Raw genomic sequence first — 11,806 nt, forward strand, 5'->3', positions numbered from 1 at the left:
GAAAGGAACCGGGCCGGATGCGCTTATCCCCTCCCCACTCTTTTTGTATTTGGGACTTTTCTCTTGGTTTTTAGTGTGATAGAATATATTGTCACAGCGGCATTGTTTTGAAGCGGCAGTGCAGCGCTGTAATTCATATTATTTTAGGGGGTTTTTCCTTATGAAAGAACAAAAGAATTCGTTTTCCGGCCGGATCGGTTTTATATTGGCGGCGGCAGGGTCTGCTGTGGGGCTGGGGAATATCTGGCGGTTTCCTTATCTGGCGGCGAAGTACGGCGGAGGGACTTTTCTGCTGATTTATCTGATACTGGCGGTGACGTTTGGTTTCGCCCTGATGCTGACGGAGATTGCTTTGGGGCGGAAAACGGGAAAGAGTACGTTGTATGCTTTTACGTCCCTGAATAAGAAGTTTTCTTTCCTGGGCGTGCTTTCCAGTATTGTTCCCATTATTATCTTTCCTTATTATTGTGTAATCGGGGGATGGGTGGCCAAGTATCTGTTTGTGTATGTGACAGGGCAGGGGCTGGCGGCTACGGAGGACAGCTTTTTTACGGGTTTTATCGGTGAGGTTGGGCAGCCTTTGTTCTGGCTTTTCCTTTTTATTGCGGCTACTGCTTTTATTGTTATGCTTGGCGTGGAAAAGGGGATTGAGAAGGCGAGCAAAATATTGATGCCGATTCTTGTCCTTCTTTCCCTGGGAATTGCGGTTTATGTGGTGACGCGGCCGGGGGCTGTGGACGGGCTGATTTATTATATCAAGCCTGATTTCTCGGAGTTTTCGGTGAATTGTGTGCTTGCGGCGATGGGGCAGCTTTTTTATTCCATGTCTCTTGCCATGGGTATTATGATTACGTATGGTTCTTATATGCCGAAGTCGGAAAACATTGAGTCGTCGGTGCGCAGCATTGAGCTTTTTGATACGGGAATTGCTTTTATTTCAGGTATGATTATTATTCCTTCGGTATTCGTTTTTTCCGGCGGGAACAAGGATATTCTTTCTTCAGGGCCGAGCCTGATGTTTATTACGCTTCCCAAGGTTTTCGCCAGTATGCGGGCCGGTGCGATTCTGGGGCTGGTATTTTTCCTGCTTGTTTTATTTGCGGCCCTGACTTCTTCCATTTCTTTAATGGAGACGGTGGTGTCTATTGTTCAGGACAAATTCCATATGAAAAGGAAGACGGCGTGTCTTGGAGTCATGGTTTTTGCCCTGGTGATGGGAATTCCTTCTTCTCTGGGCTTTGGCGTGCTTTTCTGGGTGGCTCCTCTGGGGCTTTCCATCCTGGATTTCTTTGATTTCCTGAGCAACAGTGTGCTTATGCCTGTGGTGGCGTTATTTACCTGTATTTTTGTGGGTTTTGTCGTGAAGCCGAAGGTGGTTACGGATGAGGTGAAGCTTTCCGCTCCGTTTAAGGATGAAAAGCTTTATGTGGTTCTTGTGAAATATGTGGCTCCGATTCTGATCTTTTTGATTCTTATCAGTTCTATCGCCAATACGTTTGGTTGGATTAGCCTGTAAGGGCAGTTGGGTCGGTTTCAGGCGGTGTGCCAGAGCAGGGCAGCCGGAAATGGGAAACGTGGATGTGTTTCTCATTTCCGGCTGTCTTTTTTAGTTTTGCAGGATGTGTTCTGCGGGATGGTTCGGCTGACTGCTGACCGCAGGCCGGAGGAAAGCGGAGGGTGGAAAGCGGCCTTTTCGGCGGTTATTGCGCTTCCAGGCAGGCTTTTATGGCTTTGCTTATGAACTCTGAGGCGCCGGGGCCGTACTTTTTGTTGTTGGCTTCAATATATGCTGGGTTGGTCCGGTAAAGCTCCGCCATGAATTCCCAGTAGTTATCTCCCATATCTGTGCCTTTGTTCGATTCTTCAGTCAGGGTTATCAGCCCGGCGGTAATTTCGCGTATCCCGGGATCTGCGGGATCCTTGGTGAGGTCAGCGGTGAGTTTCCTGGTCAGGGCCTCTGTTTTTTCGGCAAGGGAAAGGGCTTCCGTCCGGGAAAATGCCGGGCCGTCCGCAAGAAACCGGGCCAGGTTCTTTTGGGCTGCCTTTGTGTAATTTTCAATGCTGCCATATTGTTTTACTGCCATTTCGCCAATCTCATCTTCCCTGGAGCGCATCATTGTAAGCATCTCATCAAAGCTTTCCAGGCTTCCAAATTGTTTTACAATTTCTTCGGAATTATTTTGTCTGTATTCATTCAGTGCGTTAAAGTAATCCGTCATATCAAATTTTTTGAAGTCCATGCATTTTTCTCCTTTAATCAGTTTGTCCAGCAGTTCGATCAGGGCATTCAGACGGTCGCGTTTGAGCTGTATAAGTTCGCGCTGTTTTATGAATGCGTTCATTTTATCAAACTGCGGGTTTTCCATAATGGTTTTAACTTCCTTCAGCGTGAAGTCCAGTTCCTTGAAAAAAAGGATCTGCTGGAGAGTTTCCAGCGTATTTTCATCGTAGAGGCGGTATCCGGCCTCCGTCAGTCCCGCCGGCTTGAGCAGTCCGATTTCATCGTAGAACTGGAGGGTGCGCACGCTGACTCCTGTCAGGTTTGCCACCTGTTTTACTGTCATCATATATTTGCACCTTCTTTCCTTCCCTCAGGTATTACTTTAGGCTATCACTATACGTGAGGGTCAATACCTATAAAATCTTTTTGCAATTATTCTGTGATTGGGTTTGTATAATATGAAAGCCGGTTTGGCGTATGAAAGGAGTTTTTTGGAGAAAAACATGGATATTTTGACAGATGCGGTAATAAAGGCAGCTTCAGAAGCTGTTGATAAAGAAGGGGTCAGTAATATAAACTTAAAAACGCCGGAGATGATATCAAAAAAGCAACGGACTGCGTTTATTCCGGCTTTATGATAATTCATCCCAGCGTTCGGAGCCTATTCAGCGGGCGGCAGCATGGGGCGCAGGGAACCGCAGGCTGTTTTCATGGGCGAGGGGCAGGAAATAGGGCGTCCTCTCCCGCCCTATTTCCCGCCGCTTTTCAGGTTGGCAATGATCTTCTTCGCACAGGCAAGGAACTCTTCCATTTCCTGTTCATGGAAGCCCTGCCAGATTTGTTCGTCAATATTCCGGAAGTCCTCATGCACCTGGGCGGCCCTGCTGCGGCCTTCCTCAGTGAGGACTATAAGGAAGGAACGGCGGCAGTCGGGATGCTTTTCCCGGGTCAGGTATCCGGCTTCCTCCAGACGGTCGAGGGTGCGGGACATGGTTGCCACATCCATACAGCACCGGTCGGCCAGTTCCCGCTGGGTCACATGGTCTTTTTCATATAATTTATTCAGAATCCTCGGCTGTCCCGGTGACAGTCCCAGCTTCTGAAAATACGGCTGGAGGATTCTTTTCCTGGCAATTTCCATTTCCACCATCGCATCTCTGATTTCCCATTTTTCCATTCTGTTATCACTCTCCTGACTTTCATTCCGGCGGCATCCTGCCGCCAGGGTTCTTCCCCAGCTTCGGGTATGAGGCCGGGGAGGAACCTTTGCGGGGTACAGGCTTCTTTTTTATTGTAGCATGGTTTGACGGGTCATTCCAGTTCGAATTGGCCAGTATACAGCTGATAGTAGCGGCCTTTCTGCTCTAAAAGCTCCTCGTGATCGCCCCGTTCTATGATCTCTCCTTTTTCCAGCACCATAATCGCCTTGGAATTACGCACGGTGGAAAGTCTGTGGGCTATGACAAATACGGTCCGTCCCTCCATCAGGGCATCCATGCCTTTTTCGATAAGCTTTTCCGTCCGGGTATCGATGGAGCTGGTGGCTTCATCCAAAATCAACACAGGCGGGTTGGAAATTGCCGCTCTGGCAATGGCAAGCAGCTGTCTCTGTCCCTGGGAAAGATTGGAGCCGTCGCTGTAAAGCATGGTCTGATAACCCTCGGGAAGCCTTCGGATAAAGGAATCCGCGTTGGCGATGCGGGCCGCTTCCTTTACTTCCTCATCCGATGCCTTCAGTCTGCCATAGCGGATATTATCGGCAATGGTCCCGGTAAACAGGTGGGTATCCTGGATTACCATGGACAGGGAACGGCGCAGATCCTTTTTGCGGATATCCCGGATATCCAGGCCGTCGTAGGTGATGGTGCCGCCCTGGATCTCATAAAAACGGTTGACCAGGTTGATGATCGTCGTCTTTCCCGCGCCTGTGGAGCCTACAAAGGCTATTTTCTGGCCGGGCTTTGCATAAAGGCTGATGCCGTTTAATATCTTCTTTTCGGAAGTATAGCCAAACACCACATCGGTAAACCGCACATCGCCCTTCAAAGGCACCAGATGGCTGCCGCCGTCCTTATCCGGCACCTTCCAGGCGTAATCCCTGCCCTCGCTGCCGTTTTCTTCCAGCTGTCCGTCTTTTTCCCGTACATGGCAGAGCGTGATTTTCCCTTCGTCTGTTTCCGGCTCCTCTTCCATCATCTCAAAAATACGCTCCGCACCGGAAAGCGCCGCCAGCAGGAAATTGATCTGCTGGGTAAACTGGTTCATGGGCATGGCGCTCTGTCTTACATAGACCAGATAAGAGGCCAGGCTTCCCAGATCCATCAGTCCGGACAGCACAAACATGCCGCCCACGCAGGCGGAAACCGCATAGTTAAAATAGGAAAGGCTGACGATTGTCGGCACCATCATGCCCGAATAGGACAACGCCTTTGTAGATGCCTCCCGCAGCGCTTCATTTCTCCGGCAGAACTCTTCGAAATCCTTATCCTCGTGGTTAAAAACCTTTTCCACCTTCTGGCCGCCCACCATTTCTTCCACAAAGCCGTTGATGCTTCCCAGATGCTTCTGCTGGGCCAGATAGTATTTTTTACTCCGCTTTCCGTTAAACTGGATAAAAAGGAACATCAGCAGCAAAAAGCCGATGACAATCAGGGAAAGCCTGAAATTCAGGATAATCAGCATGGTAATGGTGCCAGTTACCACGATAAAGCTCTGTATCAGAAGGGTAAAGCTGTTGTTCAGCGCCTCGGTCAGGGTATCCACATCATTGGTGAACCTGCTCATCAGCTCGCCGTGAGTATGCGCATCGAAATAGGAAAGCGGAAGGTCCTGGGTATGTTCAAATAAATCCCTTCTGATGCGTCCCACGATTTTCTGGCAGGTGTGCACCATCAGCTGATTGTAGCCCAGCGTGGCCAGCGCCCCGAAGCCGTACATGACGGCCATCAGAATCAGGATGCGGATGAGCCCCGGGATGTTTCCCGGCAGAATGTACCGGTTGATAACCGGCTTGAGCATATAGGTTCCCAGAATGTTGGCAAGGCTGCTGATGCACACCAGTATCCCCACCAGCACCATGGACCATTTATAGATTCCCATATAGTGGAGCATCTTTTTCATGGTTTTCTTTTTATCCTTCGGTCTTGCATATCCGGTATATTTCGCCATTACAGATCAGCTCCTTCCTTCTGGGATTGATAGATTTCCTGATAAATTTCATTATTCTTCAGAAGCTCCTCATGGGTGCCCACGGCATAGACCCTTCCATCCTCAAGGATGATGATTTCATCCGCATGGACGACGGAGGTGATCCGCTGGGCAATGATGATTTTGGTGGTGCCCGGCAGGCTGCGTTCCATCCCTTCCCGTATCTTCGCTTCCGTTGCCGTGTCCACAGCGCTTGTGGAATCGTCCAGAATCAGCACCCTGGGCTTCTTCAGCAAGGCCCTGGCAATACAGAGCCTCTGTTTTTGCCCGCCGGATACATTTACGCCGCCCTGGCCCAGGTCGGTGTCATAGCCGTTTTCCAGCCTTTCGATAAATTCATCCACGCAGGCGGTTCTGCATGCCTCTTCTATCTCTTCCTCCGTGGCGTCCTCCTTCCCCCACCGCAGGTTATCCCTGACGGTTCCGGAAAAAAGCGTGTTTTTCTGAAGCACCATGGCTATGGCATCCCGCAGATGCCTCAGCGGATATTCCTGCACCGGATATCCGTCGATGCGGATCTCTCCCTCCGTCACATCATACAGACGGGGAATCAGCTGCACCAGCGTGGATTTGGCGGCGCCGGTTCTTCCGATGATGCCGATTGTCTGGCCGGCCTTCATATGAAGCGTAATGTCCGAAAGCACATATTCCTGCGCATCTTTGCTGTATTTAAAGTATACATGGTCAAAATCAATTTCTCCTTTTTCAACAAAAATGTCCTTTGACCGTTCCTCGGTGATGTCGATTTTCTCGTCCATTACCTCCGTGATACGCTTCCAGGAGGTGAGGGATCGGGTGAACATCATAAATACATTGGATATCATCATAAGGGAATTAAGCACCTGGAGCACATAGCTTAAAAAACCGGTCAGCTCGCCCACCTGCATGCCTCCCACCAAAATCAGCCTGCCGCCAAACCAGAGGATGCACAGAATGGTAGTGTACATGACAAGCTGCATGGCAGGCATATTCAGGGAAGCGACCCTAAAAGCCCTCTCCGAGGTGGTCAAAAGCCCTGTATTCACCTCTTCGAATTTCGCCAGCTCATAATCGCCTCTGACATAAGACTTCACCACCCGGATTGCCGTCAGGTTTTCCTGGATAATGCGGTTAACCAGATCCACTGCTTTCTGCATTTTGGAATACAGCGGCCGGACATGGGAAATAATGAGGAATAAAAGAACGCCCAGAACAGGCGCCGCTATCAGGAAAACCACTGCCAGCTCTTTGTTGATATAAAAGGAAACGGCAATGGCGGTAATCATCATCACCGGCGCGCGGCAGGCCGGACGCATGCCGCCGGAAATGGAATTCTGGATATTGGTCACATCTCCCGTCAGCCTTGTGACAAGGGATGAGGTCCGGAAATGATCCGTATTGGCAAAGGAGAACTGCTGGAGCTTACGGTATTCATCCTTTCGGATTTCCGCGCCGATGCCCTGTCCGCAGACGGCTGCAAATCTGGCGCTTCCCGCTCCCAGCACCATGGAAACAACCGCACAGCCCGCCATCAGCAGGCCTTTTTCAAAAATATAGGCCTTATCCGCGTTGGCAATTCCCACATCCACCATATCCGCCATGATGAGGGGAATAATCAGCTCCAGAAAGGTCTCCAAAACAATACAGAACACTGCCAGAACCGTTGCCGTCCTGTATTTCTTCATGTAAGAAAGTAAACGTCTCATACTGCCTCCAAATTCAAGTATTTACAATTATTGCATATGCAACTATTTTATGGGCATTATTTGATTTTGTCAACTCCTGCATCTTTTTTTATTTTTCATGCCCTGAATTATGCAACGGATCCGCTCTATCCGGGCTGTTATGGACTATTGCAAATATTACTACATTAATGTAGACTATATTACCGTTCTGTGGTAGTCTGTATATAGTGATGTGTCGGAATTTTGATATGGAAGGAGCCGCTCTTTGGGTGAAAAAATCGGAGTGGCCCGGAGGATAAGGAAATGTTGGATGAAATCACTGACTGTGCAGTATCAGGAAGGCTTCAGGAAATATTCCTGAAGGATGGGGATTACCGTAAGCTGAGCGAAACGGAAAAGGAGGCTGCCGTCAGCTGTTACCGCGAGCTGCCTGAAGAATACCATGATCTGGTGGAGTCGCTGATGGACTGTCATAACAGCTGCTGCGGGAAGCTGATAGAACTGGCATATAAGCAGGGAATGAAAGACTGTGCGCGCCTGCTTGAAGAGCTGAACCTCAAATAAAAAAACATAAAAAAAGAACTGTAGACACAAGGCCTGCAGCACTTCTTTCGGGTTGGGCTATTCTTTTCAAAATAGTCAGCAGCTCGTAGGGGAATCGAACCCCTGATTCCGCCGTGAGAGGGCGGCGTCTTAACCGCTTGACCAACGAGCCATCTGGTGTTGTCCGCGATAACTTCCCGCGTGACACTTGTATATAATAATACAAGTTGCCAGGAAATGCAAGTACTTTTTTTGAAATTTTTCTAATTTTTATTTTGATTTTATTTTAACGCAATATTATTTCATAAAAAACCTGCGCAAAAGCTGCTTTTTTAAGGGGCGGCAGAGCTTCGGAGGGATTATTTTTGCTGCCTGTCGGGCGTCTCCCTCCTGTTTCCTTTTTTCCTGCCGCCTTGCAGTTTTCCTCCTAATTAATTCCGCCGCCGGCCCGGCGCAGCTTATGCCTGCCGCCAGGTATACTTCTTCAAGAGCGCCCTGTAATCTTCATAGAAGGCACAGTTTTCAAACCGGAAGGATTCCGGCATGGACATGATTTCCTCTTTGGGGAATTCCTCCAGGACCGGCTTCAGGATATATTCCTCTTCCAGGCGGTACAGCACGCCCCTCAGCTGGAACTGCAGCTCGTATTTCAGTTCCTTTGCCAAATCTGCCGTATATCTTTTTCCCATATCCTCCATGATTTCATCCGCAGCGTCCATCTGCCCGTAATGCGACCAGTGTTCCCTGATCCTGCCGGCCAGCTTCATCCAGCCGGTGCCATCCTTCGGGTAGGCCAGGCCCATCCACTGTGCATCCTTATAGCTCCAAAGAGTCCAGGAAAGGCCATGCTTTTGAAACAGTCCCAGTGTTTCATCCAGAAGCTGCATCGTAAACGGAAGATCGTCCTTCTTAATATCCACCCCGGCTTCCCCACAGAGGGCAGGACGGCCGAATTTATCCCGCAGAGCCGCGAATCCGGCAAGCTGCTCATCCATCTTTCGCACTCTCTCCCTGGCGTCATAATCCTTATCACACAGATTCTTATCCCATACAGTAGGATAAAAATGGAAGGTCAGCGCCGTCTGTTCATCCGCAGGCAGCCTGATATCTGAAAAATCCATGGAGAAAAAATCGCCCTCAATAAAAATAATATGATTCTTATCCACCTTTCGCACTGCCTTTGTCACTTCTTCAAAGAAGGCATTCAGCACGCCCTCCTTTTTAGGCATAAGAAAAGGCTCATTGAGCAGATCGTAGCCTAACAGGAAAGGCTCGTCCTGGTATCGTTGTGCTATGTCCTGCCACAGCTTCACAATCTGTTCCTGGAAAATACGGAAATGCCAGAACTGCGGGATTCCCGTGGTGTTATCCGAGTGCCAGTCCGGGTTCTGTCCCCCCGGCACCGTATGCAGATCCGGCATCAGGAAAATCTCATACTTGCTGCAAAGGGCAAGCAGCCTGTCCATATAGCCAAAGCCCTCTTCCTTATATACCCCCGGATTCTCATCATCAATAAAAAGCCTGTAGCTGAAAGGCACGCGCAGCAGATTCACCCCGGATTCCTTCAGGAAAAGGAAATCCTCCTCCGTAAGGAAATTCAAAATAAAGGAATCAAAAAAACGGGCCGCGTCCTCCTTCCCCAGCACCCGGGCAAAGGTTTCCCTGATCTGTTTGTCCGTTCCCGGAAGCCCCAGCATAAAATGCTCCATATTCAGCCAGGAGCCCACGCCCAGCCCGGAAAACAGGATGGGCTTTCCCCTGTAATAAAATTCTTTTCCATTCACCTTAACAAAATCCATAATCAGCGCTCCTTATTTCCTCGTAGCAGTTCAGAACGGCGGGCCATTCAAGAAGATGGCAGTCCTGAACTGCTGCATTTTTTCCAACAATAACAGTCCCGGGGCATCCTTCCCGTCCCGGGACTGTTTTCTTCTATACTGTTTACATAGTAAGCGGCAGCCTGCCGTTAAAATTTCAGTTCCTTAAGACACCCGTTTTTCACAAAAACAGGAATGGCGTCAATGGGAGCCTCACATACAATATCCGCCCCGCCTGCATATACTTTTCCGTCATTCAGGCTGCGCCACTCTCCCGCAGGAAGATACAGCTTTCTTTCCCTCTGTTTTTCATAAAGGATGGGCGCCACAAGAATTTCCGGCCCGAACATATACTCGTCCTCGATCTCCCAGCATTTTCCGTCCTCCGGGAAATCATAGAACAGCGGACGCATTACCGGCGTCCCTTTTTCATGCGCCTGCGCCATCAGGCGTTTTACGTAGGGCAGCATCCTTTCTCTCAGCTCCAGGTACTTTTTACAGATTTCATATACCTCTTCGCCGTAGCTCCATACTTCATTTTCCGCGCCACTGATAGCCGTTCCGCCGCCTGTGGTTCCCAGAGGCTCCTTGAAGGGCTCGCGGAAGCCGTGCAGACGGAATACCGGGCAGAATGCCCCGAACTCAAACCATCTGACCAGAACCTCCTTGAAATCCTCATCATATATATTTCCGCCGTGGAAGCCGCCGATATCCGTCGTCCACCAGGGAATCCCCGCAAGGCCCATATTCAGCCCTGCAGCCAGCTGGCTCCTTAAGGAGCGAAAGCTTGAGTCAATATCTCCGGACCATACAAGGGCGCCGTATTTCTGGCTGCCTGCCCATGCGCAGCGAAGAAGGTTCACAATGTTGGCCTGGCCTTCCCCTTCCATGCCTTCATAGGCCATTCTCGCGTATTCCCTGGGGAAAATATTGCCGATTTCCAGATCTGAGCCCAGGTAAAAACGATGGTTGCCGTATTCATAGTTGGTGAATTCCGGTTCCGCCTCATCCAGCCAGAAAATGCGTACGCCGTCGTCATAATAATTCTTTTTAATCTTGCTCCACACATATTTTCTGGCATCCGGATTGGTGGGATCCATGATGGCCGCATTGCCCAGCTGGTGCATCCTTTTTCCGTAGTCATTCCGGCTCAGATAGCCCAGCTCCTCCATTTCCTTAAAGTTCTCGCTGCCTTCCTCCACCGTGGGCCAGATGGAAACCATCAGCTTGATGCCCATGCCTTCCAGCTCGTCCACCATAGCCTTCAGATCCGGCCAGTAATCCTTGTCGAATTTCCAGTCCCCCTGATGAGGCCAGTGGAAATAATCGGCCACAATGACAGAGATTGGCAGCCCTCTTCTCTTATATTCCCTTGCCACCTCCAGCAGCTCCTCCTGCGTCTGATAACGCAGCTTGCACTGCCAGAAGCCGCAGCCGTAATCCGGCATCATGGGCACCTTGCCCGTGGCATCCGCATAGGCTTCTTCTATTTCGGCCGGCGTATCCCCGGCTGTAATCCAGTAATCCATCTGTCTTGTGGAAAGCGCCGTCCATTCCGTCAGGTTCTTTCCGAAGGTCACGCTTCCGATGGCAGGATTGTTCCAGAGCAGGCCGTAGCCTTTATTGGAAAGGGCAAAGGGAACGCTGGCCTGGGAATTCCTGTGGGCAAGCTCAACCACACAGCCCTTCATATCCATATACGGCTGCTGATACTGGCCCATACCGTATATTTTCTCTCCGTCATTCGGCTCAAAGCGAACGGCTAATTTAAAGTTTTCCGTTCCCATAATGGGTGTGAAGGTACGGGGGCTGATTTCCAGCGCGCTGTTGAATTCCCCTTCCACATTTTCACGGAAACGGTTCCTGTCATATTCCTCCAGAAGCAGCTCACCCTTCTGGTTGAAAAACTTCAGCTTGCCCGTCACCATCAGCTCACAGCGGATTTTACCGTTGGTGATGACGGCGCTTTTCCCGTCCGTTGTAATTTCCGGCGCCGAGGCCAGCGCCGGAAGAAGGGCTGAGGTTTCTTCGTCCTTATTAAAGGTATGGTTCTGCGTGGCGCGCACACGGAGACTGTCCGGCCCCCACGGCTCTATGACAAGAAGCTCCTTGTCCTGTCTGCGGTATATTTTGTTGTCGATTACTTTAATCATAGCTCCTCCTTTTAACCAGTTTTCCGGTTCCTGCATTTCCGCCTTTCCCGACGTCCTGAGCAGCAGGCGGTATCCGGCGGGATATAAATACATTATATTGATTTTGTACTGTTATTTCCTTCTGTTTCCTGACCTTTTATTTAAGGATCCTGACCTTTTTTTATAAATTCCATAATCGAGTAGGAGAAAATTTCTCTGATT

The 11,806-nt window shown here is 49.8% G+C and carries 9 protein-coding genes and 1 tRNA gene; 3 read left to right on the top strand and 7 right to left on the bottom strand.

Annotated features, from left to right (window positions below; translation table 11 throughout):
- The first annotated feature begins 160 nt into the window (after window positions 1-160).
- The gene (locus HMPREF1548_RS25410) at window positions 161-1,516 is read left to right on the top strand and encodes a sodium-dependent transporter (RefSeq protein WP_021639641.1); all 1,356 of its coding nucleotides are present in this window, start codon (window positions 161-163) and stop codon (window positions 1,514-1,516) included.
- A 184-nt stretch (window positions 1,517-1,700) separates the two neighbouring features.
- On the opposite strand, the gene HMPREF1548_RS25415 is transcribed toward HMPREF1548_RS25410, so the two are convergent.
- On the bottom strand, window positions 1,701-2,567 hold the full coding sequence (locus HMPREF1548_RS25415) for a MerR family transcriptional regulator (protein WP_021639642.1): 867 nt from the start codon (window positions 2,565-2,567) through the stop codon (window positions 1,701-1,703).
- A 157-nt stretch (window positions 2,568-2,724) separates the two neighbouring features.
- Between HMPREF1548_RS25415 and HMPREF1548_RS30705 the strand changes: the two genes are divergently transcribed.
- Window positions 2,725-2,859 (top strand): hypothetical protein, encoded by a 135-nt coding sequence (locus HMPREF1548_RS30705; protein ID WP_278336995.1) that lies wholly within the window; start codon window positions 2,725-2,727, stop codon window positions 2,857-2,859.
- Between the two features lie 110 nt (window positions 2,860-2,969).
- Here the strand turns inward: HMPREF1548_RS30705 and HMPREF1548_RS25420 are convergent, their stop codons facing one another.
- The 3 genes from HMPREF1548_RS25420 to HMPREF1548_RS25430 all read right to left on the bottom strand — a co-directional run bounded on the left by HMPREF1548_RS25420 (window position 2,970) and on the right by HMPREF1548_RS25430 (window position 7,113).
- Window positions 2,970-3,398 (bottom strand): MarR family winged helix-turn-helix transcriptional regulator, encoded by a 429-nt coding sequence (locus HMPREF1548_RS25420; protein WP_021639644.1) that lies wholly within the window; start codon window positions 3,396-3,398, stop codon window positions 2,970-2,972.
- A 134-nt stretch (window positions 3,399-3,532) separates the two neighbouring features.
- Window positions 3,533-5,389, bottom strand: coding sequence for an ABC transporter ATP-binding protein (locus HMPREF1548_RS25425; protein WP_021639645.1), 1,857 nt, complete (start codon window positions 5,387-5,389; stop codon window positions 3,533-3,535).
- Window positions 5,389-7,113: an ABC transporter ATP-binding protein gene (locus tag HMPREF1548_RS25430; RefSeq protein WP_035323965.1), complete on the bottom strand. Its 1,725-nt coding sequence runs from the start codon at window positions 7,111-7,113 to the stop codon at window positions 5,389-5,391. The genes HMPREF1548_RS25425 and HMPREF1548_RS25430 overlap by 1 nt, the downstream gene beginning before the upstream one ends.
- Before the next feature lie 282 nt (window positions 7,114-7,395).
- Between HMPREF1548_RS25430 and HMPREF1548_RS25435 the strand changes: the two genes are divergently transcribed.
- On the top strand, window positions 7,396-7,656 hold the full coding sequence (locus HMPREF1548_RS25435) for a hypothetical protein (protein ID WP_021639648.1): 261 nt from the start codon (window positions 7,396-7,398) through the stop codon (window positions 7,654-7,656).
- Window positions 7,657-7,735: 79 nt separating this feature from the next.
- Here the strand turns inward: HMPREF1548_RS25435 and HMPREF1548_RS25440 are convergent.
- From HMPREF1548_RS25440 to HMPREF1548_RS25450, 3 genes are all read right to left on the bottom strand, one after another.
- Window positions 7,736-7,807: transfer RNA gene (locus HMPREF1548_RS25440), tRNA-Glu, on the bottom strand.
- A 286-nt stretch (window positions 7,808-8,093) separates the two neighbouring features.
- Window positions 8,094-9,434 (bottom strand): glycoside hydrolase family 5 protein, encoded by a 1,341-nt coding sequence (locus tag HMPREF1548_RS25445; RefSeq protein ID WP_021639649.1) that lies wholly within the window; start codon window positions 9,432-9,434, stop codon window positions 8,094-8,096.
- Window positions 9,435-9,601: 167 nt separating this feature from the next.
- Window positions 9,602-11,605, bottom strand: coding sequence for a glycoside hydrolase family 31 protein (locus HMPREF1548_RS25450; RefSeq protein ID WP_035323967.1), 2,004 nt, complete (start codon window positions 11,603-11,605; stop codon window positions 9,602-9,604).
- Between the last annotated feature and the right edge of the window lie 201 nt (window positions 11,606-11,806).

It is taken from the genome of Clostridium sp. KLE 1755, from assembly GCF_000466465.2.
Lineage (GTDB): Bacteria > Bacillota > Clostridia > Lachnospirales > Lachnospiraceae > Eisenbergiella > Eisenbergiella porci.